This is a genomic window from Wolbachia endosymbiont (group E) of Neria commutata (assembly GCF_964026735.1).
In the GTDB taxonomy this organism is placed as follows: Bacteria; Pseudomonadota; Alphaproteobacteria; order Rickettsiales; family Anaplasmataceae; genus Wolbachia.
On sequence record NZ_OZ034692.1, the window covers coordinates 240,554 to 266,101 of the forward strand.

At 34.7% G+C, this 25,548-nt stretch carries 18 protein-coding genes, 1 tRNA gene and 7 pseudogenes; 11 read left to right on the forward strand and 15 right to left on the reverse strand.

Annotated features, from left to right (window positions below; translation table 11 throughout):
• On the forward strand, positions 1 to 528 hold the full coding sequence (locus tag AAGD89_RS01210) for a JAB domain-containing protein (RefSeq protein WP_341808507.1): 528 nt from the start codon (positions 1 to 3) through the stop codon (positions 526 to 528).
• A 126-nt stretch (positions 529 to 654) separates the two neighbouring features.
• A pseudogene (locus AAGD89_RS01215) lies at positions 655 to 1,218 on the forward strand (transposase family protein); the annotation flags it as partial.
• Here AAGD89_RS01215 and AAGD89_RS01220 read toward each other — a convergent pair.
• A pseudogene (locus AAGD89_RS01220) lies at positions 1,211 to 1,391 on the reverse strand (IS481 family transposase); the annotation flags it as partial. The pseudogenes AAGD89_RS01215 and AAGD89_RS01220 overlap by 8 nt on opposite strands.
• A gap of 229 nt (positions 1,392 to 1,620) precedes the next feature.
• Between AAGD89_RS01220 and AAGD89_RS01225 the strand changes: the two are divergent.
• The 5 genes and pseudogenes from AAGD89_RS01225 (at position 1,621) to AAGD89_RS01245 (ending at position 4,195) form a co-directional block, all read left to right on the forward strand.
• Complete coding sequence (locus AAGD89_RS01225; RefSeq protein WP_341808888.1) at positions 1,621 to 1,908, forward strand: IS630 transposase-related protein; 288 nt, start codon at positions 1,621 to 1,623, stop codon at positions 1,906 to 1,908.
• A pseudogene (locus AAGD89_RS01230) lies at positions 1,893 to 2,321 on the forward strand (IS630 family transposase); the annotation flags it as partial. The gene AAGD89_RS01225 and the pseudogene AAGD89_RS01230, both read left to right, overlap by 16 nt.
• A 177-nt stretch (positions 2,322 to 2,498) precedes the next feature.
• Positions 2,499 to 3,014: pseudogene (locus AAGD89_RS01235) on the forward strand (transposase family protein); the annotation flags it as partial.
• A gap of 172 nt (positions 3,015 to 3,186) precedes the next feature.
• A complete protein-coding gene (locus tag AAGD89_RS01240) occupies positions 3,187 to 3,357 on the forward strand; it encodes a hypothetical protein (RefSeq protein WP_341808175.1) in 171 nt (56 codons plus the stop codon).
• A gap of 229 nt (positions 3,358 to 3,586) precedes the next feature.
• Positions 3,587 to 4,195: a transposase gene (locus tag AAGD89_RS01245; RefSeq protein ID WP_341808508.1), complete on the forward strand. Its 609-nt coding sequence runs from the start codon at positions 3,587 to 3,589 to the stop codon at positions 4,193 to 4,195.
• Here the strand turns inward: AAGD89_RS01245 and AAGD89_RS07235 are convergent.
• The 4 genes from AAGD89_RS07235 to rpsU are packed head-to-tail and all read right to left on the reverse strand — an operon-like array spanning position 4,155 to position 6,604.
• Positions 4,155 to 4,283 carry a hypothetical protein gene (locus AAGD89_RS07235; RefSeq protein WP_410541859.1) on the reverse strand — a complete coding sequence of 43 codons (129 nt, stop codon included), beginning with the start codon at positions 4,281 to 4,283 and terminating at the stop codon, positions 4,155 to 4,157. The two genes, AAGD89_RS01245 and AAGD89_RS07235, sit on opposite strands and share 41 nt — an antisense overlap.
• Before the next feature lie 53 nt (positions 4,284 to 4,336).
• Positions 4,337 to 5,209: a succinate--CoA ligase subunit alpha gene (sucD, locus tag AAGD89_RS01250; protein ID WP_341808509.1), complete on the reverse strand. Its 873-nt coding sequence runs from the start codon at positions 5,207 to 5,209 to the stop codon at positions 4,337 to 4,339.
• Between the two features lie 3 nt (positions 5,210 to 5,212).
• Positions 5,213 to 6,373: an ADP-forming succinate--CoA ligase subunit beta gene (gene sucC / locus AAGD89_RS01255; protein ID WP_341808510.1), complete on the reverse strand. Its 1,161-nt coding sequence runs from the start codon at positions 6,371 to 6,373 to the stop codon at positions 5,213 to 5,215.
• Positions 6,374 to 6,403: 30 nt separating this feature from the next.
• Complete coding sequence (gene rpsU, locus AAGD89_RS01260; protein WP_341808511.1) at positions 6,404 to 6,604, reverse strand: 30S ribosomal protein S21; 201 nt, start codon at positions 6,602 to 6,604, stop codon at positions 6,404 to 6,406.
• Between the two features lie 646 nt (positions 6,605 to 7,250).
• On the opposite strand from rpsU, the pseudogene AAGD89_RS01265 reads away from it, so the two are divergent.
• Positions 7,251 to 8,084: pseudogene (locus AAGD89_RS01265) on the forward strand (transposase).
• Positions 8,085 to 8,106: 22 nt separating this feature from the next.
• Here AAGD89_RS01265 and AAGD89_RS01270 read toward each other — a convergent pair.
• The 6 genes from AAGD89_RS01270 to AAGD89_RS01295 all read right to left on the reverse strand — a co-directional run bounded on the left by AAGD89_RS01270 (position 8,107) and on the right by AAGD89_RS01295 (position 20,278).
• Positions 8,107 to 9,411, reverse strand: coding sequence for a hypothetical protein (locus tag AAGD89_RS01270; protein WP_341808512.1), 1,305 nt, complete (start codon positions 9,409 to 9,411; stop codon positions 8,107 to 8,109).
• A gap of 145 nt (positions 9,412 to 9,556) precedes the next feature.
• Entirely contained in the window at positions 9,557 to 12,133 is a 2,577-nt protein-coding gene (gene alaS / locus AAGD89_RS01275; RefSeq protein ID WP_341808513.1) for an alanine--tRNA ligase, read from the reverse strand.
• Positions 12,134 to 12,460: 327 nt separating this feature from the next.
• The gene (gene hemA / locus AAGD89_RS01280) at positions 12,461 to 13,666 is read right to left on the reverse strand and encodes a 5-aminolevulinate synthase (protein WP_341808514.1); all 1,206 of its coding nucleotides are present in this window, start codon (positions 13,664 to 13,666) and stop codon (positions 12,461 to 12,463) included.
• Between the two features lie 76 nt (positions 13,667 to 13,742).
• Positions 13,743 to 17,258 carry an ankyrin repeat domain-containing protein gene (locus tag AAGD89_RS01285; protein WP_341808515.1) on the reverse strand — a complete coding sequence of 1,172 codons (3,516 nt, stop codon included), beginning with the start codon at positions 17,256 to 17,258 and terminating at the stop codon, positions 13,743 to 13,745.
• 36 nt (positions 17,259 to 17,294) lie between these two features.
• Positions 17,295 to 19,202, reverse strand: a complete 1,908-nt coding sequence (htpG, locus tag AAGD89_RS01290; RefSeq protein WP_341808516.1) for a molecular chaperone HtpG — start codon at positions 19,200 to 19,202, stop codon at positions 17,295 to 17,297.
• A 146-nt stretch (positions 19,203 to 19,348) separates the two neighbouring features.
• Positions 19,349 to 20,278: an AEC family transporter gene (locus tag AAGD89_RS01295; protein ID WP_341808517.1), complete on the reverse strand. Its 930-nt coding sequence runs from the start codon at positions 20,276 to 20,278 to the stop codon at positions 19,349 to 19,351.
• 366 nt (positions 20,279 to 20,644) lie between these two features.
• On the opposite strand from AAGD89_RS01295, the gene AAGD89_RS01300 reads away from it, so the two are divergent.
• Positions 20,645 to 20,717: transfer RNA gene (locus AAGD89_RS01300), tRNA-Ala, on the forward strand.
• A gap of 405 nt (positions 20,718 to 21,122) precedes the next feature.
• Entirely contained in the window at positions 21,123 to 21,218 is a 96-nt protein-coding gene (locus AAGD89_RS07240; RefSeq protein WP_410541867.1) for an ankyrin repeat domain-containing protein, read from the forward strand.
• Positions 21,219 to 21,322: 104 nt separating this feature from the next.
• Here AAGD89_RS07240 and AAGD89_RS01305 read toward each other — a convergent pair whose 3' ends face one another.
• A complete protein-coding gene (locus AAGD89_RS01305) occupies positions 21,323 to 21,475 on the reverse strand; it encodes a hypothetical protein (RefSeq protein ID WP_341808518.1) in 153 nt (50 codons plus the stop codon).
• A 295-nt stretch (positions 21,476 to 21,770) separates the two neighbouring features.
• Here AAGD89_RS01305 and AAGD89_RS01310 point away from each other — a divergent pair.
• Positions 21,771 to 22,210: pseudogene (locus tag AAGD89_RS01310) on the forward strand (transposase family protein); the annotation flags it as partial.
• Positions 22,211 to 22,387: 177 nt separating this feature from the next.
• Here the strand turns inward: AAGD89_RS01310 and AAGD89_RS01315 are convergent.
• The 3 genes and pseudogenes from AAGD89_RS01315 to AAGD89_RS01325 all read right to left on the reverse strand — a co-directional run bounded on the left by AAGD89_RS01315 (position 22,388) and on the right by AAGD89_RS01325 (position 25,481).
• Positions 22,388 to 23,246 (reverse strand): annotated as a pseudogene (locus tag AAGD89_RS01315) (IS630 family transposase).
• A gap of 75 nt (positions 23,247 to 23,321) precedes the next feature.
• Positions 23,322 to 24,587 (reverse strand): ankyrin repeat domain-containing protein, encoded by a 1,266-nt coding sequence (locus AAGD89_RS01320; RefSeq protein ID WP_341808519.1) that lies wholly within the window; start codon positions 24,585 to 24,587, stop codon positions 23,322 to 23,324.
• 102 nt (positions 24,588 to 24,689) lie between these two features.
• A complete protein-coding gene (locus AAGD89_RS01325) occupies positions 24,690 to 25,481 on the reverse strand; it encodes a tetratricopeptide repeat protein (protein WP_410541868.1) in 792 nt (263 codons plus the stop codon).
• Positions 25,482 to 25,548 lie beyond the last annotated feature (67 nt).

A 25,548-nucleotide genomic window follows, 5' to 3' on the forward strand; every position in this document is an offset into this window, starting at 1 on the left:
ATGAGTAATAGTGAGAATAAAAGAAGAGAAAAATTAGAAACTAGAATTCTATCAATCGAAGACTGCTCTCTGCTTGATTATGAGTTGTTGGAGATTATACTATATTCCGTATGCGAAAAAGGAGAAAGCAGAAAAGGTAAGTTAAAAAAATTATCGATTATGGATAATATGGAAAAGCTAATAGAGTACTTGAAAGCAACAATAGGGCAGTTCAGAAAAGAAAGTTTACGAGTGATATACTTGGATTCAGGTAGACGTTTGGCACATGAGTATATTCAAAATATCGGAACTGTAGACAGAACACCTTTTTACGTAAGAGAAATAGTCGAAAGAGGGCTATTGGTCAAGGCAACGTCTGCTATAGTAGCACACAATCATCCAAGCGGAGATCAAGAACCATCGGAGGAAGATGAAAAAAATACAATAGATTTAGCTGCAGCATGTGAAGGTGTAAAAATTAAATTAATCGACCACATAATAGTCACAGGTAAAAGTCACTTTAGTTTTTATGATAATGGCTTAATGTGATACTAGAATTGAAATGGGGTGATTTGGAGTTCACCCTTTTTCACAACCTTAGCCCCCCTGCGAAAAGGTAGAAAGTAGGTAAAAACGACTAAAAAGCATGTAAAATGAAAATTTTAGAAGAGTAAAATGGCAATAAGTTACGTGAAAATAGCAAAAACACCATATGTTTTTAGACAATTGACAGGGCTTACAACATCTGAATTTGAAAAAATCGTGGAAAAAGTCCGTCCAGAATGGGAAAAACTTGAGAAAAAAAAGAAATGTCATGGAAGAAAATCGCATGTTGAGGAGCTAGAAGACAGGATTTTATGTGTTCTAATTTATTACAGAACGTACATAACGGATCCATTTTTGGGCTTTTTGTTTAATTTGCATAACTCAAATATTTGTCGACTTTTGAAGAAAATGGAGCCATTATTAGCTAAAAAAATTACTATAAAAAAGGATAGAACGCTGACTCCAGAGAGGATTTTAAAAATTTTAGCAGACGTCACAGAGCAACCGATACAGCGTCCGAAAGACAGCAAAAAACGTAAGAAAAGTTATTCCGGAAAAAAGAAAACAACCACGATAAAAACCGAAATTGTGATTGAGGGAAATGGGCAAATTTTGTCGATTTCGAAGTCGCATAGAGGTCGAATGCATGATTTTAGGATACGAAAGCAGGAGAGAATGCTGCCAGAAGAAGCGTATGTTTACGAAAAGCAACGATTATAGCTTCCTTCTCATTGGTTAAAACCGTTGATCTTGGCTGCTTTGGGCCCATTGTGACATCTTTAGTGAATAAGCGTTTTTTCCATTTTATAATGGTCTTTGGTATAGTGCTCAGCAAGCTTTGCTATGCTCTCTTGACTATTTTGCATTGCTCTTGCTACTTCCTCTGTTGTTCTGGCGCACCCATGTAACCACAACTCCTCCTTTAATGGTAACTTCTAATATATAGTACTTTTCAAAACGAATGATAAAGGTATAATGACCATTTAGGTATAAGAGGAAAGAGATGGTATATAGTGTGGATTTAAGGGAAAAAGCAGTAGCTCTGGTTGAAAAAGGGAAGCCAAAACTGAGGTTGCAGAACTTTGAGAAATAGGAATAGCAACGTTATACAGATGGCTAAGAAAGAAGGCTGATGGCGAAAGCCTAAAACCAGCAAAAAACAGCAGTTTCATACGAAAAATAGACCCGGAAATGCTTGCAGAGTATGTTAAAAAACACCCAGATCATACTCTAATGGAGATGAAACATGACCTTGGTTTTGGAATTAGCTCGATTTGGTATAGGCTAAAACAGCTAAAGATTACTTTAAAAAAAAGACCACGCTTTACCGAGAACGGAACCATGAAGATAGAAAACAATTTGCTGACAAGATTGCCAAAATAGACCATTTGAGTATCGTATATATAGATGAAGCTGGAGTCGACAACAGGCCGTATAGAGAACATGCAAGAGCTCCACGAGGAGAGAAAATTTATGCGGATATTCCTAGCAAAAAACGCGAGAGAATCAGTATGATAGGTGGGTGGATTAAGAAAAATTTTATTGCGCCCATGACCTTCACTGGAGGTTGTGACAAAGAAGTATTCAATGCATGGTTGGAGGGAGTGTTGCTGCCACAATTGGGTCGTGGTACCACAGTGATTATGGGCAATGCTACTTTCCATAAAACTCCTGAAACGAAGGAATTAATAGAAAGCGCTGGTTGCCATTTGCTCTACCTGCCTACGTATTCGCCAGATCTGAATCCAATTGAGCATTGTTGGCATACAATAAAAGTTGGCTCAGACCTCGAATGAACAACCAAGAAAATCTACACCTTTTGGTTGGTAAGGCGATTATGGAAGTTTATCACTTGTATTAGAAAGTACTATAGTTACAACTTGAGAAGAAAAGCAATAGCCCCCCTGCGAAAAGTAAAAAAACAGATGAAAAACACTAAAAAGTGTATAAAATGAAAGTTTTAGAAGAGTAAAATGGCAATAAGTTACGCAAAAGTTTCAAAGACCCAGTATATTTTCAGGCAATTAACGGGTCTGACAACAGAAGAATTTGAAAAAATAGTGGAAAAAGTGCGTCCAGAGTGGGAAAAAGAGGAAAGACAGAAAAAACGTCACGGAAGAAAATCGCATGTTGAGGTGCTAGAAGACAGGGTTCTATGTGTTTTAATTTATTACAGAACGTACATAACGCATCCATTTTTAGGGTTTTTGTTTAATTTGCACAACTCAAATATTTGCCGACTTTTGAAGAAAATGGAGCCATTATTGGCCAAAAAAATTACTATAAAAAAGGATAGAACGCTGACGCCAGAAAGGATTTTAAAAATTTTAGCAGACGTCACAGAGCAACTGATACAGCGGCCAAAAGACACAAAAAAACGTGAAAAATCTTATTCCAGAAAGAAAAAAATGACCACAATAAAAACCGAAATTGTGATCGAGGAAAGCGGGCAAATTCTGTCTGTTTCAAGATCATATCGAGGCCGAATTCCACAAGTGTTGAAAGTGATATAAAAAGGATATAAAAGAGCTGTTGTTGCAGAAGAAAGGAGGCAATAATGGATCAAATAGAAGGCATACTAAACTTAATCAAAGGTGAGGATTTAGAAAAGCTAGGAAAATTAAATGAGGTGGATAAATATAATACTAAATAGTTGATAAGATGGTATTCAAGGGTTTAATGAGACTAATATTAATGGGACAAAAAACAAGCCTGAGAGCGCTAGAGATGGTAATAAATAGGTGTGTGATGGACAAAAATGATGATAAAAACAAAGTAACATATAGTGGTTTATCAAAGAGACTAAAATTTATAAACCCTGATTATTTTTAGGGAGTATATACTGATTTGATGAACAAAGTTGAAAAACTATTACCAAAAAAACGTCACATAATTTACACAGATTCGATTCAACAATTATAAATCTATCAGGATATCTTATAAAGGATGGGTTAAAAGTAGAGTAACGACAGTCAAGTTAAGGTAAGTGTGGGATTAAAGAATCAATTGCCAACAAGTATAAGATTTTGCAAAGGGCAAGAAGAAGGTAGCGAAGATAGAATTGGTAAGAGCGATTAATGAAGCTAAAGTTGAAAAAGAGGATATTTTGTTATTTGATAGGGGAATTGCAAAAACAGGGACTTCCGCTGAGTTTGACGAAAAGGAATATAAATTTATTACAAGAATGCACTTAAAAAGAAGGTACGACATTATAAAAGAAAATGAAATTACCCAAAAACAACAACCAGATGGATCAGAAATTTTGGAGGACATAATAGTCAATCTCTATCAAGCAAAAAGTAAAGTAGCAAAAAAGCATGAACTACGTTTAATAAAAATTAGAAACAAAGCCGGAGATGAAATATGGTTTTGGACCAACTTGTTTGAAATGCCGGCTATGCAAGTAACAGAGGTATATAGGCGCAGGTGGTACATAGAAGTATTCTTTAAATTTATAAAGCAAAACCTTGGATATAAGCACTTTTTGAGTCATACCATGAATGGCATGAAGGTGTATATTTACATGATAATTATTACGGCTTTATTATTTCTTGTTTATAAGATCAGACACAACTTACACGGATTTAAAATAGCACTATTACAATTTACATTAGATCTTAATGATTCTTTTATACGCTCGATTGTGCTAATATCAGGAGGATGCCGTTAATCACCTTATATAACACCATTTCTGACACTTTCAACACTTGTGGTGTAACCCCTTGAATTTCTCCTTTTTCGTTGATCACCAGATGCAATTTAAAGCTAAAAAACCAACCGTTTGTTTCATCGAATGTTTACGAATGCGGGCCTAATTCATAACTTCCAACACTTTTTGACCAATTACTGCTGGAGTCTCTGCAACTACAATACCAGCACTTTTCATGACCTCTAGCTTTGCATCAGCACTTCCACCGCTAGAAGAGATAATCGCTCCGGCGTGTCCCATTCGTCTACCTGGAGGAGCTGTTTGACCTGCAACAAATCCAACGATTGGCTTTTTAGTTTTTTCTGTCTTTACAAAATGTGCTACATCCTCTTCTTCATTTCCACCTATTTCACCAATAACTACAATACCATGAGTATCATCATCTTTTAGAAATAGCTCCATACAGTCAACAAATGTCATACCGTGAACAGGGTCTCCTCCAATTCCGATGCACGTAGATTGGCCAAGACCAACAGCAGTTGTTTGTGCGACCGCCTCATAAGTTAAAGTTCCAGAACGAGACATAATTCCTATGTGTCCACGCTTATGAATGTGGCCTGGCATAATGCCTATTTTGCATTCTCCTGGTGTAATAATTCCAGGACAGTTAGGGCCAATTAATCGACTTTTTGAGCCGATAAGGGCGCGCTTAACTTTCACCATATCAAGTATAGGAATACCCTCTGTGATGCAAACTATCAACTCTATTCTTGCATCTATTGCTTCAAGTATCGCGTCTGCAGCAAATTTAGCTGGTACATATATAACTGTGGCATTTGCACCGGTTTTTTCTTTAGCTTCTGCTACAGTGTTAAAAACTGGCAGATTCAGATGAGTGCTACCGCCCTTTCCAGGTGTTACACCTCCGACCATTTTTGTTCCGTAATCAATTGCTTGCTCTGAATGAAATGTACCTTGCGCACCAGTAAAACCCTGGCATATTAATCTTGTATCTTTGTTTGCTAAAACTGACATACTCTACATCACCTCTTTTACTATCTTCTGTGCAGCATCACCAAGTTCATCTGCAGCAATAATATTTAATCCTGATTCTTCTAAGATTTTTTTTCCTTCTTCAAAGTTAGTACCAGATAGCCTAACAACTAAAGGTACTTTAATGCTCATTTCTTTTGCAGCTTCAACAATACCATTTGCAATAATATCACAACGCATTATGCCACCAAATATGTTCACCAAAATTCCTTTTACGTTACTATCAGACAATATGATCTTAAATGCTTCTGTTACAGTCTCTTTACTTGCTCCACCACCAACATCCAAAAAGTTAGCAGGCTCTGCTCCATAGTATTTTATTATATCCATCGTTGCCATAGCAAGACCTGCACCGTTTACCATGCAGCCAATACTACCGTCCATTTTGATATAACTAAGCCCATGCTTTAAAGCTTCTACTTCCTCTTTCACTTCTTCATCATAATCACGGAGTTCCATAATTTCTGGGTGACGATATAAAGCATTGTCGTCGAAATTCATTTTGGCATCCAGCGCAATAAAATCTCCAGAATTAGTTTCAACCAGTGGGTTGATTTCAATTTGGCTTGCATCAGTTGCTATAAATGCATCATATACATTCTTTGCAATGCTTGATATCTTTTCTATTTGTTCTGAATTCAGACTAAAATTTCCGTTCAATTTGCTGTTATCAAAACTCGTAAAGCCAACAGCAGGATCAATATCAAATTTTACAATTTTTGCAGGAGAATTTTTTGCCACTTCTTCAATATCCATTCCACCTTCTGAGGAAAATATGAATGTTGGCCTGCTTAATTTTGGATCAACTACTAAACTTAGGTAATATTCTTTCTTAATGCTTGAGGCTTCTTCAATGTACACTTTTCTTATTTGCTGCCCGTTTGGTCCTGTTTGATGAGTAACCAAAGTTGACCCTAACATACCTTGTGCAAACTTCTTAACCTCCTCAGAAGATTTTGCAAGTTTGACGCCGCCAGCTTTACCTCTTCCACCTGCATGAATTTGAGCTTTAACTACAAGCACATCAGACTTTAATTGGTTTAGCTGAGCCTCTATTCCCTCTGAAGCTATAATGATAAAACCTCTTGGCACTGGAACATTAAATTTATGCAAAATCTCTTTTGCTTGATATTCGTGAATATTCATAAAATAACCAATAATTAACTTAAGTAAAAACTACCAACCGTAACGCTGCATTCTGCACTGTTGCTGGTGCCTCTTTTTTCTAGCTTCAGCTTTTTTTTTAGCATTTTTTTCTGATTTTTTTTCATGATACCGTTTTTTTATTTTCAAGCTTCTTCCTTCCTTTTGGATTGTTTTTTTCAATACTGGAAGAGCTCTGTCTACATCACCATGATGAACTGATACTTCAATCAAATTCTATACCTCCTTCGGTCAAAAATCTATTTATAAATTAGAAAATTAACATTGTCAATTATTTTATAAACTTGAGAGTTGAGTTATAATGTAACTGTAATACATTAAAAAAGCTATAACGCATGAAAGTGTGTGTTAAATCGTAGCGGAGAGGTTTGAACTCCCATCTCTTTGGATTCAAACCAAATGCTCCACTACACCCGACTTCTTTCATATACTAACAATAATTCATAAAAAATGCAAGTTACATTTATTTACCCAGCACTTATGCTGGAATGACATCGAGTTGTTGTACAAACTGCTCAATGCTGTCTATTTTAATCTGTAAAGTATTCTTTATAAGCTTATGAGCTTGTTCTACACTCATCGTAATTTTATATTTATTTTCGTGAATACATGATAGATAGCTACATTGTCGTGAGTCTAAAATCTCAATGCATCTACTGCGATCATCTTTACAATGAAAAGTTATACTAATACCGCAGATCTTTCCATTATCACGCTCTACATCAATTTTTGGTTTATGACTATAACCTGCTCCAATGGTTTTTCTTATTGAATGCTTTATAAGACCCCATGCGAAAAGGTAAAAAACAGATGAAAAACATTAAAAAGCATGTAAAATGAAAGTTTTAGAAGAGGGAAGATGGCAATAAGTTACGCAAAAGTTTCAAAGACCCAGTATATTTTCAGGCAATTAACGGGTCTGACAACAGAAGAATTTGAAAAAATTGTGGCAAAAGTGCGTCCAGAGTGGGAAAAAATGGAGGCGAAAAAGAAATGTCACGGAAGAAAATCGCATGTTGAGGAGCTAGAAGACAGGATTTTATGTGTTCTAATTTATTACAGAACGTACATAACGCATCCATTTTTAGGGTTTTTGTTTAATTTGCACAACTCAAATATTTGCCGACTTTTTAAGAAAATGTAGCCATTATTGGCCAAAAAAATTACTATAAAAAAGGATAGAACGCTGACGCCAGAAAGGATTTTAAAAATTTTAGCAGACGTCACGGAGCAACCGATACAGCGGCCGAAAGACAGCAAAAAACGTAAGAAAAGTTATTCCGGAAAAAAGAAAGCAACCACAATAAAAACCGAAATTGTGATCGAGGGAAATGGGCAAATTCTGTCGATTTCGAAGTCGCATAGAGGTCAAATGCATGATTTTCGCATAAGGAAACAGGAAAAATTGTTGGCCAAAGATAGCATAAAATATGCCGATTCTGGGTATCAAGGTTGGCAAAAACTGCAGAAAAACGTTGTGATTCCGTACAAAAAACACCGTAAAAAGCCACTAACGGAGGAGCAAAAGGAGCATAATCGGAAGCTGGCATCGTTCAGGATGCGTGTGGAAAATAAGATTCGCGAGATAAAAATCTTCAAAATAATGTCAAATGTTTACCGCAATTTTCAGAAGAAATACAACATGAGATTTAATATTATAGCAGGAATTGTGAATTTGAGGCATAGTTTTTAATAATTTTTAGGCTGGGGATTTCTTACCAGATTTTATCAGCAACTTGCTTCACGTTGTTTCGCAGGGGGGCTATAGATAACTGCTCAATGCTGTCTATTTTAATCTGTAAAGTATTTTGTATGAACTTACTTGCTTGTTTTCCGTCTATAAAAATAGTCAATTTGTCCTTTAGTTCGTAGGTAAAATTTTTACCTTTTAAGAGTTTGATGAAACGATTACTATCGTCTTCACAACTAAAAGTTATATTAATGCCCAAAATCTCTTTTTGATCATATATTATATCAATTTTTGGTTTATGACCATAACCTGCTCCAATGATCTTTCTTATTGAATGCTCTATTGTTATTTTTTTTACTTTGAAATCTTCATCGAGTTCTTTCAAAAACTTAAGAGTAGGTGATTTATAACTTGTAAGAAACAACTTTTGTCTATATTGCTCATTATGCTCCTTTACTTTAGCAAAATATTTTTCATATTCAGTTAATTTATCTTTCCCCTTTTTTTCCATTCTCTCTAAGAAATTTTCTACTGACTCTTCTTTTTTTGTTGGAATTTTACGTATGAGTGGAATTTGCTGTAATAATCTGTAAAAATAACCATAACAAACAACTTTTGCATTCTTTGAAAACAGCCCCTTAAATTTTTCCACAACTTTATATAGGTTTGCTGCTTCTGGTTTGTAATGCCCACTATTATTATCTATGTGCGTTATCTTACCATTTATTACCTGAAGCAAACCAGAACATATAACTGGCTCGCCGCCAGCAAGCATTGAATGACGATAAGCATATTCTTCTGTGCGAGTATTAACATGTGCATGAGTTACTAATCTTCCATCAAGCGTGAGTACATAAGCTACATAGCCTTCTTTTCCTTTACTTGTCTCATTAGTTGTATCATATAACTTACCTTCTAAGGTATATAATTTTAAATCTCCATTTTCTTCACCAATGTATAAAGCATGCTCAATTTGCTCATCTGGAGTAAAATATTTAACCTTTGTATTAGTTCCAGGAATTGTTCTTTCTTCAGTTCCAACCTCTGGGAATAAATTATAACGCTTAAAAAAATATTTAAACTTACTCTCTATCCAATGTAAAATCCTGTTTTTTATACCAAAAATTTTTTTATTACCTAAATCGATAGATAATTGTTGTTCTTTCGGCACTCCAGGATATTCTGATCTTGTAGCAATCTTTCCAAATATCCTGGAAGAACGTTTGAATACTTCCATTAAATATTCTTTGCGTTCTTTGGATATTGGGGTTTTAACTTTATTTTTGAATAATCCCATTAAATATTCTTTGAGTTCTTTGAATATTGGCATTTTAATTTTATTATTGATATTACTTAAATAATATATCAAAATATGTAAAAAGTCAAATTATGAAAACTTAGCTTTAATCATGGGACCGCATTCCAAATACTGGCAAATCAACTCTTTATTAATAGATTAATCTATTAATAGCTGTTCAAGCACCAGTGTAGCCTGCTAAGTGATTATAAATATCTGAGATTACATTACTACTATCACAGCCTGCTTGTGCAAGTTCAGCATTTCCTCCACAATTTTTTCCAGTTGCTATAGATACTAGTTCTTTAGCGTTTATTTTATTAATTAAGTCTTTGCTGACTTTCACAATCAACACTGTTTTATTTTCTTCTGTTACAGTGAAAGCTATGACCGCTTTTGACTTTTGTTGCTGCAAAATAAATTCCCTTATTATATTTGCTGGAATGCCAGTAAAAGCGTGACTCAAAAAGTTTATTTCACCGATTTCAGTGCTTTTTATATTCTCTGCGCTTACAAGTCTTTTATATAAATTTTTTATTTTAGCTTCGAATTCCTTACGCTCCTGATTTAAAATATTCAAGCGATTTATTATATCGCTTACTGGTGCTTTTACGAATTCTGCAACTTTTTTTAGGTTAATCTCATTATTACGCACATAATCAATTGCTTCTTGTCCTGTTAGAGCCTCAATCCTTCTCACTCCAAACGCAACGGAACTCTCTGTGACTATTTTGAAAAGACCTATCTCTCCAGTGTACTGTACATGCGTACCACCACACAATTCTTTTGAGTCTCCGATATTTACAACTCTAACTTTATCACCATATTTTTCACCAAAAAGCGCCATAGCCCCTTCATTTATTGCTTGGTTCATGTTCTGAATCTTTGTAGTAGTACAATGGTTTTCTCTTATTAGACTATTTACCATATCTTCTACCCCAAATAGCTGATTTTGAGTAACCTGAGCATTGTGACTAAAATCAAAACGTAGTTTATCTGGTGCAACCAAAGATCCTTTTTGGGTTATATGATCACCTAGAACTTTTCTCAACGAAAAATGTAAAAGATGTGTGGCTGAATGATTTCTTCGTAAGTTCATCCGCCTTTCTTTATTAATACTTGCTGTAACTATATCACCTTCGGAAATTGAACCAGACTTAATAATGCACCTGTGTAAGTATAGATCATTAATTTTGTTGGTATTTTCCACCATCGTTATACTTCCATCGGACTTGATGAAACTACCAATATCTCCCACCTGCCCACCTGACTCACCATAAAATGGCGTTTTATCAAGTATAATAGTTACTTTTTCTCCCTCATTTGCAGAGTTAAGTATTTTATTATCGGCAGAAATAATGGCTAGTACTTTTGCATCATTTATTTCGTTATGCTCATAGCCTACAAATTCTGTCTTGCCAAATTTATCAATTAAATCGAACCATACTTGCTCTACTGATTTTTCACCAGATCCAGCCCATTTAGCACGCGCTCTTTCTTTTTGCTCTTCCATTGCATCATCAAAACCCTTTTGGTCAAAATTTATTTTTCTCTCTTTTAAAATATCCAGTGTAATATCCAAAGGAAATCCATAGGTGTCGTATAGTTTAAATGCTGTTGCACCAGGCAAAGTGTCACCTGCATTTAAATTTGCAGTTGATTTATCGAGAAGGTTGATACCTTTCATCAGAGTGTCCTTAAAATTTTCTTCCTCTGATTTTAATGTTGTCTCTATTAAGCTTTTAGCTCTAATTAGCTCTGGATAAACATCTCCCATATAAGCTGAACTTGTGCTATCTATTAACACTGGAAAAACACGGTGTAATAGAGAGTCATTATATCCAAGCAGGTGGATATAACGCACAGCTCTTCTAATCAGTCGGCGTAGAACGTAATTTCTACCTTCATTTCCAGGAAGCACTCCCTCTGCGATAAGAAATGTAGCTGCACGCAGGTGATCTGCAATTATTTTATGCGCTACTTTATTTTCTATGCCTCCACAATATTCTCGTGATTTGTTTATCAGAGCAGCAAAGAGATCGACATCATAGTTGTCATGAACATTTTGCATCACTGCAGCTATTCTCTCAAGGCCCATTCCTGTATCGATGCACTTTTTTGGTAACTTATGCAAATTACCTTCTTCATCCTTGTTAAATTCCATAAACACCAAATTCCAGATTTCAACCACTCTATCGTCGCCTTGTAAATTAGGATTTGCATGGTCATAAAAAATTTCAGAACATGGTCCACATGGACCGGTGTTTCCCATACTCCAAAAATTGTCATCTGTTGCAATTCTTATAATTTTATCGTTTGAAAAACCGCTTATCTTGCGCCAAATATCATATGCCTCATCATCAGTGTGGTAAATGGTTATGGACAGTCTACTCTTGTCGAGTGACAGTTCTTTAGTAATAAAGTTCCACGCAAGCTCTATTGCGGTTTCTTTGAAGTAATCACCAAAGCTAAAGTTACCGAGCATTTCAAAAAATGTGTGATGCCGAGTTGTATAGCCAACGTTTTCAAGGTCGTTATGTTTACCACCTGCTCTTAAGCACTTTTGACTTGAAACAGTGCGGTTCATTTCAGTTTTTTGCATACCAGTAAAAATGTTTTTAAATTGCACCATGCCAGCATTTGTGAACATGAGTGTTGGGTCACTTTCTGGAATGAGAGGAGAAGAGAAAACTTGCTCATGGCCATTACCTACAAAAAACTTCAAAAACCTTTCTCTGATTGCGCTTAATTTCATTATTTTTACTCAGGCTATTTGCTAATAATAAATCTCAATGGAAATAAAATCAATTCATCAATTTTAATATTAATACCAACTTTTACAAACAACTAGGCAGATAATTGACAGAGCAGATGGTTTGCATTGAGCTTTCCGTAACATCACGAATGAATGCACATATAGCATCCTCCTTTGATGGTACATTCTCATATATTATACCATCACACTCCGGGACTGTACATTTAAGTAGCTAATTTAGTAAGCGTAAGAGTAATCATATCAAATTATTTTTTTGCTAGCATCATAATCTCTGGTCCCTTTTGAGTCGTCTTTACTGACTGGCTATCAACTCGTAAACCTCATTTGAGTTAGCTCTAATTTTTTAAACACTGTCACCAAAGACTCAGTCAAATGTTTTATCATCTCATCAGTATGGTAAGGGGTTGGTGTAATGCGAAAACGCTCAGCTCCCTTGGGTACTGTAGGGTAATTTATATGCTGTACGTATATCCCATGCTCATCAAATAATAACTTTGATGCTTTCTTGGATAATTCTGAATTACCGATTATTATTGGAATTATGTGAGTTTCTGTAGGAATAATGTTAATTCCTGCATTTTTTAATGAGATTTTAACTTTTTCAACAACTTCTCTTTGCTTCTCTCTTTCAATATTACTTGACTTTAAGTGCTCAACACTGGCCCTTGCTGCCGCTGCAAGAACGGGTGACATAGCGGTGGTGAAAATAAACCCTGGGGCAGAACTCCTGATTACATCAACCAGGCTTTTTGATGATGCTATATACCCACCCATAACTCCAAACGCCTTCGATAATGTACCTTGAATAACAGTTATTCTATCCATCAAACTTTCCATTTCTGCAATTCCACCGCCACGTGGACCATACATTCCAACTGCATGCACTTCATCCAGGTAAGTAATTGCATTATGTTGATCAGCAAGGTCACATATTTCTTTAAGTGGTGCTATATCACCATCCATTGAATATACGGACTCAAGAGCTATTATTTTTGGTGTCTTTCTATCTATAGAATTTAACAACTGTTCTAGATGTGCAACATCGTTATGTTTAAATATATGCTTTGGTCTTTTTCCCGACTTTATACCTTCTATCATCGAAGAATGATTTTTCTCGTCTGAAAAAATTACCACATTTGGAATAACGGATGACAAAGTGCTGAGCGTAGTCTGATTAGCAAGGTAGCCGCAAGCAAATGTTAAAGCAGATTCCTTTTGATGTAAATCAGTCAAAGATTTTTCCAACTCAACAACTTCTTTTGTTGTACCAGATATATTTCTTGTTCCACCGGCACCAACCGATGAATTTTGAATAGCAGCAATGACACTCTCATTCTGTGACATTCCCAGATAGTTATTACTGCACCAAACGATTACTTCCCTATTTCTTTCATAATCCATAATATGAGGAAGTCTTCCAGGCAAAGAAGCAAAGTGCGTAAACTCGCGGTAACGACCTTCGCTTTTTATATCGTTTATTTTGTTTGAAAATATTTCTTCGTAGTTTACCAAGTTTTGATCTACTAATAATTAATACAATTATAATAAATTATTGAGTGGTAAACTACAATCTTTATTCTTCAAGTTACTATACTGCAAGTTTGCCCTCACCAACATCAGTAACGCTATTATATTCCCCTGAGCTTTTAGGCTTACAGCAGTATACAATAGCAGTAGTAACAGCAGCAGCCAGATAACAAACCCCTATAGCTGCTACTATCCCTGTTGCTAGCAAGCTAGCATCCAAAACGAAATACATGCTTAATGCACCAATCAGAACACCAGCTCCAGTTGCTGTGAACGCTAAAGTAGCTGCAAGAGGCAATTTGCTTTCCTGTGCATTTTGGTCTGGTTCAGCTGTGCCAGGAGCATTATTACCACTGATTTGTGCTGACACTTTTGTTTGAGTTACTTGTGGAGGAGCTGGATAACCCAGCGAAGTCATAAACTCTATAAATTCTGTATTCTTACGCATTATTGCCATACTTAAAGAGTTTTCTTTTATAAAATCATTTTGTAGTAGAGCATTAGTTATCGGATTATTTTCTAAATATGGACATACAACATTATCCAGTAGTAATTTTATAACTTTTTTGTGCTCTTCATTTATTTCTCGATTGTAAGCTATAATATGTAACGCAGTACCGACACAATGACTTTGTACATTAACATATTTCTCTTTATCTTCTGCTGCATCTATCAAAATAGAAGCTACACCAGGATGACCATGTTCAGCAGCACTATGTAACGCAGTTTCACCATCTTTACTTTGTAAATAAAGGTCTGCTCCTTTTTGTAAAAGATATAGTACTACTTCTGAGTTGCCTTGTGCAGAAGCATACTTCAAAGGAGTATCATTATGCCGATCTCCAGCATTAATCTTTGCTCCACGCTCTATTAGCAACTTTACAACATCTAAACGTCCATAGTACGCTGCTTCATGTAAAGGAGTAGCTCCACTTCCTGTACTGCTTACTGAATTAACATCTGCACCACTATTAAGTAAAAGTTCCACAAAATCTTTATGGCCTTCTTTTGCAGCTAAGTGTAATGCAGTGTTACCTTCACTATGTCTTGACTTTGACGTATCCTCAATATTCGCACCCAATCGTATTAGGCGCTTCCCCTCATTAACATTGCCGTTCTGTGCTGCAACGTGTAAAGGAGTAAATCCTTCTTTGTTATAGTCATTTATTATTTGTTTTTCATCACTTGCTTCTGATGTATGAGTATCATTAAGTACAGGTATTTTTTCAGGAATTTCTGGAGTGCTGCTACCACTAGGCCGTGTTGGCTGAACACGATTATTTTCCTTGTATACCACGTCTTCAATGAAATGATCACCACTTACTGCAGCAGGAGTCTCTGGCTCTGGAGTGCTGCTACCACTGCCGCAACCACTGTCTTTTCTATTTTCTGGTATTGTAACATTAGGATCAACATGATTTTCTTCTCCCGTTGCAAGAACTTTGTCAATGGTTTGCCCATGTTTTTTTTGATAGTATCTCAGGGCTGCCTCACGACGTACTTCTTCAACCCTTACGAGAAACTGCTCACCAATTTTTTGAGCACTTTCTGCGTGTAGAATATTTTGCCTTTGCAGTTCATTGACCCTTGCTTCCGACTGTGCCAAATAATTATCAAGATCTCTTTTTTCGTCTTTACCCATTACACCCCCCTTATTATTACTTATTAAATTACTATTATTCTCTGCAGGCCCCAGTGTTGCAAGAACATTCTCCCCTGCCTGTTCGCCGCTATCACTTTTAGGCTCCGCACTATTGGCTGCAACTGGAGAAATCAACTGTTCTGCAACTGGTGGTGTTGTGATATTTTTCTTATTTTCTAGTAAACTTCTTAAATTGCTTAATCTAGCAATAAGGCCTTTAACTATTTTATACTCACCATGAGAAATATAGCCCATAGTCTTTTGTAGAAAAGCATAAGCAGACCCATCAACGTAAGTGCTCCATGCCTTATCATGCTCTTTAGCAAATTTATCTACTATTTCATGTATTCTTTTAACTATTGGTAAATTTTCTTCATGTTGCGCGGACTTAACGCTGGATTCAAGACTATTCACATAAGAACTTAAGGCACTAACATCCTTATCTTCTACTGCATTTTGTACTAATTTCTCTACACTATTTAGTATGTTCTTTGCAGCTAGCTTTTTAACTTCTTCTCCCTCTTTATTTTCCAGCGCTTTAATAATACTGTCACTATGTCTTGTGCACAAATCTTTAATAATTGGAGCACTCTTTGCATCTACAGCACTCCCTAAAATAGTAATCAGACTATCTTGCAAGAAAACTTGCTTATCTTGATCATTTGATAGTTGAGGATCATTCTCAATTAACTTTAATACCTCTGTTATGAATTCTATATTGCCAGTTTGTGAAGCTGTTTTTAAAATTAAATTGTAAACTTCTTCTTTTCTTTTTCTTGCCCCATTATTACCGCCATTTTTTATTTTACTAATAATTTGTGCATCAAATGTCTGAATTACTTTGTCATCCGCAAATGCTTCTTTATAAATTTGTTGAATTACCGGATCTTCATTCTTAGTGCATCTTGTGCACAGATGTTCAACAACTGAAGCATGCTCTTGGCTTATTGCACTTGCTAAAAGAGTAATAAAACTACTTTTAAATAGATCTTTTTTATCTTGATCGTTAGTATCTTTAGCATCCATTTTTATAGAATTTAGCACTATATTTATAAATCCTATGTTTTGCACTAGTGATGCTGTCTCAAATATACCATACAAAGAATCAGATATACTTTGTCGTTGTTGTAAAATTTCTTTTAAGTCTTGAAATTTCCCTCCAGCAATAAAAAAAACTCCATTGAATAACTTCGACTCTTTTCTTAACGCTATAGCTGAAAAGAAATTAACTTGACCACATTGCGTTTTAATTGTTTTCTCTTTTAAGCTTTGATAAAGATCAGGAAATTTCTCTATGAAGATTTCAATATACTTTTCACCACCAACAAGTAGCGGTAAAATACTTAAGTTTTTTTCAGCAAAAAGTACATTCTGATAGTTCTTTGCCAGATCATCATTAGCTGCAATTGCTAAAAGCAACAGTTCTTTCACTGAGTAACCATGATTACCATTCTCCATATTGCGCTTATACATGGAAAGTATATTTGAATATATATGCTGATGATCACTTCTTCCTTGCAAGTCTAAATTAAGTTGTTGTGAACAGAAGTTTCTAAAGTTCTCGCTACCCAGATCCGTAATCAATCTGTTCTCATAGTCTTGTATATCATCAATCTTGCTATTTAGAATATCCGTCATCTCAGTAAAAGTGAGATTTTTAGGTACAGTAACAAATGACTCCTCTTTATCATCTTCAATGATAAATGACTTAGGGCCTTCACCAATATTTCCAATAAGAAACTGAATAAGTGAATTATCATCTTGAGGTGTTAATACGGCCTCTCTATCAGAACTTTTGCCTTCTTCAGTCTCTGAGCAATTACCAGAATTTCCAGAATCTGATTTTCCAAATTCAGGACAACTCTTAGTCAATCTTTCGTCTTTGATCTCAGCTGGATCTTGTGATACAAAATCGCGAAAATTAGAACCAAACATGTTTTACCCCATAAAAATAACTAATAAAGCATACCACTAAACAGCAATTTTGCCAAGTAAGTTATTTAACTTCTTAGAAAAGCTGCTAGCATCGTCTATTTCTTCACCCTCTACAATACAAGCCTGATAGAATAATAAGTGGATCATATCCTCCAGTGTAGAATTTTCACCGCCTTCAGTGTGGGATTTCATTATACTTTTGATTACTAGGTGCTTAGTGTTAATTTCCAGAACTTTTGGAGTGCGGTAATTTAGTTGCTTTTGCTCACGTAAAAAACGCTCCATTCTAAGATCCATGGCGCCTTCATCAACTGCCAGGCATACAGGGCTGCCCGTTAGTTTTTTAGAAATTTTTACACTTTTTACTAAATCGCCAAGTACTTTAGTAAAATATTGCAGTATAGACTCTGCACTTTCTTTTGACTCTTCTGCACCCAATTTATTTTCTTCATCTTTTTTCTTATCTTCTTCAGAAGAAAATTTTTCTAAATCCACATCCGCACGAGTGACAGACTTAAACTTTTTATCTTTATATTCATGAATTACACTAGTCCAGAAATCATCAACCAGATCAACAAATAGGAGCACTTCCAATCCTTTGCTGATAAACCCTTCAAGTTGCGGACTGTTTTTTACTGAATCAAGGCTATTTCCAGTTAGATAATAGATCTGTTCCTGCTCAGGTTTCATTCTGCTTATATAGTCATCAATGCTGACTAATTTATCACCCTCTGTGCTATGAAATCTACAAATTGAAAGCAATGCTTCTCTTTCGTCAGTGGGCATAGCTTCACAAAGGCCTTCCTTTAAAACTGCACCAAAATTTGTCCAGAATTTTGTATATTCTTCCAGGTTGTCTTTTGCTTTTTTTCCAAGCTCTGATATCACACGTTTAGTGAGAGATTTTCTGATTTGCTCAACAACGCGGTTGTTCTGCAGGGTTTCTCTGCTGATGTTTAGTGGTAAATCTGGTGAATCGACTACGCCTTTCAAGAAACGTAGATATTGAGGTATAACTTGCACATTATCTTCAGTGATGAAAACCTTATTTACATATAATTTAATAGAGCAACGTCTATCTGGGTGAAATAAATCAAAGGGTTTGATGGATGGAACATAAAGCAAATTCGTATATTCAATTGCGCCTTCATTTTTATTGTGCAATACCATCCAAGGCTCCCCACCAACGTGAGCAACGCCGCGGAAGAAATCATTGTGCTCTTCTTGAGTAACGTCATTTTTCGGCTTAGTCCAAATTGCAGCCTTACTGTTTAGTTTTTCGCTTTCCCCTTTCTCATCTATAAACTCAACCGGAAAATTTATGTGGTCTGAATAAGTAGTGACAATATTTTCAATACGAAACTTGTCTAAAAATTCATTTTCTTCAGGACGCATGATTAGCGTGATTTTCGTCCCTCTTGGAATTTGCTCATCTAGTTTACTTATTGAATATTCTCCATCTCCTTTTGATTTCCATACCCATGAGTCTTCTTCGCCTGCTTTTCTGGACTCAACTATCACTTCTGAGGCAACCATGAAGCTTGAGTAAAAACCGACACCGAACTTACCAATAAGTTCAACAGCTTGGTTTGAATCTTTGTTATTTTTAATTGCATCCAAAAATTTCTGTGTACCAGAGCTCGCAATTGTACCCAAGTTATCTATTAAGTCCTGCCTGCTCATTCCAATGCCATTATCAGTTATACATAGCTCATTCTCATCTTTATTAACTCTGATCGTGATTTTTAACTCATCACTTGAATCCAGTAAATTTGAATTAGATTGAGATTTATAGCGCAATTTGTCACACGCATCTGATGCATTTGATATTAGTTCGCGCAGAAAAATGTCTTTATTGGTATAAAGAGAATGAATTACTATATTTAATACCTTCCCTACTTCAGCATCAAATTTTAAATTTTCAGTTTCTTTTATGCTATGCATTTTGAGCTCCGTTATTTACCTACTATTATAGTAGATTTAAGTATTGAACTCAGATCTTTCAAGGTTAAAAGCTAGTTTATTATAGCCGCGCTCTTTATATTTTCCACATTTTCAGCATAAAAATGTTACAGCGCTTGATTTTTTGACTAAAAAGGGACAAGTTTAGTGAAAAATAATGATATTATTAGTGGAACATAAAATAGCCCTACTGTAACGCTAATTAAAAGTAATAAAGTAGCCTTATCCGGTTGATAATTTAAGATATTAGCAAGTACTATACTGGATCCAGAAACTGGAATAATAGCAAGCAGCATCAATGCTTTATATATGCTCTCATCATATATTCCTATAACATGCCTATCTAAAAGGACAATTCCTAGGACAAATAATGGCCAAAATACGTACTTTGCTGTGATAGTGGTTAAAGCAAGCTTCCAATCTATTTTAAAATTTTTAATTTGTGCAATGCTTACCCCAAGTAATACCATCCCGAGTGTAACGAATGTACTTCTAATATTTAGCATCACGTCTGTCAAAAAAGTAGGCATTTGTATACCATATATACTTAAAATAAAGCCCAGAACCATTGCGTAGGATGAAGGAAGTTTGAACAACTTTAACATGCATTCTTTTGCAGTATAAATACCATTTGCAGCTATGTAAAATCCTAAGCTATTTTCAAATAGCGCCATCCCTATATAACAGACAACATATACAGATACTGAATCTTCGTCGAATAAAGCCATAGCAATTGGCAAGCCAAAATAGCCCATACTTGTACTTCCCAAGCTAAATGCTAATATGTTCCTTGTATTATCCTTAAATAAAAAGGAAGAAATATAATACACTGATAAAGACATTGTACTGCCTATAAACCATATCAAAACTGGTAGAGAAATTACTTTTAAATTAACTTCTGTATGAGACACTCCATATAAAATCACTGTTGGGCTAGCTACATAAAAGAGTATTTGAGATATAGTATTTCTATCAATCTTAAGGAATTTTCCTGCTAAATAACCAATAAATATTGTGATATAAATAGGTAATATTTTGAGAAAAAGAGTAAAAAACATACTGGCTTAGGTTGCAACCCTTTCAATACTTTTGATTGGTAAAATGACATTAGATCTTAAGATATTGCAAAAGTAAATAAAATTTATTTTCCAGTTTACCCAATTCATAGTTAAATTAAGAAAGATTCGCTTAACATCAAAATTTGCTTTTATATCAAACTTAAGGATGATATTTTTATAATAAAATTATGTTAAATTTTTATAAACTTTCTTGTATATTTTTTAGAGGTTTACTAAAGCTTAATCCCGCCTTAATATTATAGCTTGCATTCACATGTCAATAACTTTTTCGTGTGCAGGTTCTGCAAATAATATTTCTTGCACTTTAACCTGAATGGTTTACACTTTAAGTGAAATTTCTTGGATGGGGGTATAGCTCAGCTGGTAGAGCATCTGTTTTGCACGCAGAAGGTCAGCGGTTCGATCCCGCTTACCTCCACTTTTTGATGTCCATGAACTTTTCTATAAGGTAATTCCAGAATATTTCAAAATCCGCCACAGTAGCTAGCTTTAATCCATTGTGCATGGGGTGTTTTGTATTCAATTATTCCCTAAAAAATCCCCATATTTTTACATAATCTGTTAATAAAGCTCTCTATTTCTCCGTTATATAGGGATTTTTGCCCATTTTTGAAAAAATAAAGAGTAAATAAGTAAATAAAAGAATTTAAGATAACGCTAAAAAGCATGTTTCTTTTAAAAAATATTTAGTTCAAAAAAAATGTTGCCTTGTAAATAAATTTGAAGATACTAAATTGAGTATATTTAATAATAAGTGTGGTTTTATGTAATACCACATACTATAAAAAAGGTTAGGGAGTTTGTTAATATTGCAAGTAACAACATGACTCTCCTACTTTTAGCTGCTGAATATGGGAACCTAGACATAGTAAGGTACATTATCGATAAAGGTATAAGGACTTCTGATCGTACAATATGAAAAAGGTAGTCAACGATTTCAAAAAGTTTCTTCCTCATCTACATATTTAATGCAGATAAAGTGCTGATATTCTATATAAAATGTGTATGTGACTTAGATAAGTGCTATTTTCTTATCGTCTCTGTCCATTTATTATCTTCTACACCTTGTTTAGTAGCTTCTCCTTCTTTATTATCTGCCTCCTTATCAATAATATCTTTCTGCTTGACTTCTAGGACAACATATTTACTTACTTCTCTCATATCGTCATAAAACATTACAACAGGAATAGCAAGAGCAGCAGCAATGGCTACAACTGGAACACAAAGAAGTGATAAGCCTATTCCTTCGCAAGTTTTTCCTTTTCACCAAAAGAACCAATGCTTTCCGTATAAAATTTATTTTCTTGCTATCCGCTTTTTCATTTTTAACCTTATCTGCAACAGTTTTTACTTTTTTAAAAAGACTTGGATCATTTTTTTGATCTTTTTCTAATAGCCCTCCTGCGAAAAGGTAGAAAGTAGGTGAAAACGACTAAAAAGCATGTAAAATGAAAGTTTTAGAAGAGGGAAGATGGCAATAAGTTACGTAAAAATAGCAAAAACACCATATGTTTTTAGACAATTGACAGGGCTCACAACATCTGAATTTGAAAAAATTGTGGCAAAAGTGCGTCCAGAGTGGGAAAAAATGGAGGCGAAAAAGAAATGTCACGGAAGAAAATCGCATGTTGAGGAGCTAGAAGACAGGATTTTATGTGTTCTAATTTATTACAGAACGTACATAACGCATCCATTTTTGGGCTTTTTGTTTAATTTGCACAACTCAAATATTTGCCGACTTTTGAAGAAAATGGAGCCATTATTGGCCAAAAAAATTGCGATAAAAAAGGATAGAACGCTGACTCCAGAGAGGATTTAAAAATTTTAGCAGACGTTACGGAGCAGCCTATGCAGCGGCCGAAAGACAACAAAAAACGTAAGAGAAGCTACTCAGGAAAAAAAGAAAACAACCACCAGTAGATAGTATAAAATATGCTGACTCACACCTACCGCAATTTTCAGAAAAAATATAACATGAGATTTAATATTATTGCTGGAATTGTAAATTTGCGGCATAGTTTTTAATAATTTTTGAGCTGGGGATTTTTTACCAGATTTTATAGCCCTTCTCATAATAATCCAAATGGCTCATAAAAAGGCAGAATCGACAGCTTGACAGAAAGATTTAAAGAGAGGGATATTTTTCCTTGCTCTATTTTAATAGGAAACCATTGGTGCTCAATTTCATTAAAATCAGGAGAATACGCAGGAAGATAAAGAATTTCAGCACCAACTCCTTTGGCAAGCTCACTCATTTTCTTGGACTTATGGAAACTCGCATTATCTAAAATTACCGTCTGCTCAGGCTATAAAATTGGAGTTAAAAATTGCTCAAACCAGGCGTTAAAAAGCTCTGTATTGCAGTATCCTTCAACAGTCAATGGAGCCACTATTTTTCTCTTGCTTAGTGCTGCAAACATGTTAATTCGCTGACTTTTTGACCCAAATTTAAGAGCATGAAATTTTTCTCCTTTTTTGCAATATCCATACTCATAATCCTCCGTGTTGTCTATTCCAGATTTGTCAATATATACGAGATTATCAGGAGCTTACGTTGCTATAATCTTCAAAAATTCAGCTCGTTTTTCTTCATTTCTTTCTTTATATCCATAGGTCTTTTTTTTTCTTGTAAATCCAATGTTTTTGAGAGCACGATGAATCGTTTGGCGACTGATATTGCCCCAAAGTTCAGCTATTTCCGATTGAGTCATGTTTTTTCGCAAATTCAGCAAAAGCATTCCAGTCCGTAATTTTGTGATTATAACCTACACTTCCCGGCTTTTTCGATGCAAAATCTCCCGTCTCCTTCTTCCTCACCTGCCATTCATACAAAGTTGTTTCTCCTATCTTAAATCTTTTTGCCACAACTTCTCTGCTTTCGCCTTGCGTCCAGAGCCTCCATTGCTTTTTCCTTAAATCGTTAACTATATCTATATGCTGCCGGCATTCAACACTCCTCATACCCTAAATCCTTAGCCTACACTATTTGGATTATTGGGAGAAGGGGTATTATAGTCAAATTTTACATTATTCTCTTATCACTTACTTTGAAAGGCCTAACATCAGAAAGATGCTTAGAAAGAGGGGAGGAAACATGTACTTCTGTTATATTGCTCATAATTTTTTCCTTTCTTTGGCGACCGTCAGATTGAGTCCTTAATCTAAAACTCCCCTCATCTGCACTGCCACTAATGTTCATGACTTCAACTGTATTATCGTTGATTGCTGCTAAATGTAATGGTGTATAGCCTAGCCTATTAGTCTGATTGATTACAAAGAATGCATCAGTCATTAACATAGCTGCCATTTTCTCTATTAAAAAGGCCATGGCTTCACCATGCTTTTCTTTATCTTCAATTGTTTCTATACTTGCTATGTGATGTAGAGGAGTGTCACCATTGTTGTTTTCTATAAATGCTATATGATCACCAATTATACGCTCTATACACTCTTTATTACCAGATTTGGCAGCATAATGTAGCAAATTATTACCATATTTATCTTTTTTGTGAATTTCATTTTCAAATTGAAAAATTCCGTTTTTCTTAAATTTATCTCTTAAATAATCAAGACATTTAATGTTACCACTTTGAGCAACAAAGAGCAGTTCACTTCTGTTGTATATGTCATCAGAAAATCTTGCACCTTCTGTGAGTAATAACTGAAAGCACTCTTGACTTCCAGATTGAGCAGCACAATGTAATGGTGTTTTTCCATATCTATCTTTTTTATTAATTTCCCTCGCTAACTTGAATTGATTCTTTAGAAAGTTTACTATTATCTTTAATGGTTCCGATTTTCCTTGCTTAGCTGCATCATGTAATGTTAGTTCTTCTTTCATATAACCAAGCAAATAATTAATGTTATCTTTATCACCTCTTTGAATAGCTATCGTGAGAAGAGAATGCCCATCATCACTTCTAGTATCCCATTCTTGACTTAAGAAACGATCAATTAATATGGAGGCTATATCTGTTTGGTCTTTTTGTAATTCTTGTATGATTTCGTCAATAGACATCAAGAAATTATCTTTTGATATCTCATTAATACGATCATATAATTTCACTAAATCTTTTTCTGTTATATTCTCTCCATTATTTATAGAGAGATCTATTTGTGAGCCAATACTTTGTTGTTTCATAAGGTTAAATGTTGAACCTAGTCGGTTATTACTTGACAGTCCGCTAACAGAGCTACTACGTGCTCTCGAATCTCCGCTGACACTTAACATATTTTGACTTGTTATGTTAGCTTTGCTATTGGTTGATGTATTGTTTTCGTTTGTCATATTATTACCCATAATAAATTAACAATCATGTTAGTATGATGGTTTATTATGGTAAACGTTTTGTTAAAATAGACCGTTCGCTTAATCGGCTGGTTAGAATTTTTATGAAGCTGTTGAGCGTGTATTGTGGAGTTTTATAAATTTTAGCCTTGCTGCCACTTTGTGTGTAGGTATTTTTTCACTTACGATTTTTGAGACTGTAGCCATGTTCAATAGTTTTGCATAAAACGCTGCAGCATTTTTCAAATCTGACAGACTATCCAGAATAATAGCTAGATTATAGGTATAAAAAGCGTTATTTTGGTCAAGAGAAACTGCAGTTACCATACACTCCTTAGCTTTTGCAAAATCATTCTGTTTCATATAGATTAAACCTAAATTTGCCAATAAAGGAGCGTAATTTTTGTGTGTATTGTACAACTTTAACATTTCCTCCAACGCCAAATCAGGATCGTATTGCGCAATTATTGTTAGAAAATTTTCTAATATATAAGAGTTATTAGGATATTCTTTTAGTAGCCTTACGTATATATCTTTAGCTCTTTTGTATTCTTTATTGGTATAGTAAATATTGCCCAATCCAATTAAAGAATTTTTATGATAAGGAATTTTTGTAGTGATTTGATTAAGAAGAGAAATTGCTGTTTCACTGTCCCCTGATTCAAAATAACCTTTTGCCTTTCTAAAAGTAGAACGTATATCAAAATTCTTGTCAGAATTTTGTGCGATTTTAATATTAAATTTATTACTTTTTCTCTCAATAATATCATTATCTTCGTGCTTTTTATCAACTTTTATATGCTTAGCAATGTTATTAAAGGTTTTTTGTATCTCAGAATCTTCACTAGCATGGAGATCGGAAAATTGTAATAAAATTATAATAAAAATTGATATACGTAACACAGTGAAAAATTATAAATGCTGATGTACCTATTTCATATAATAGTAAAGGTATTATTAA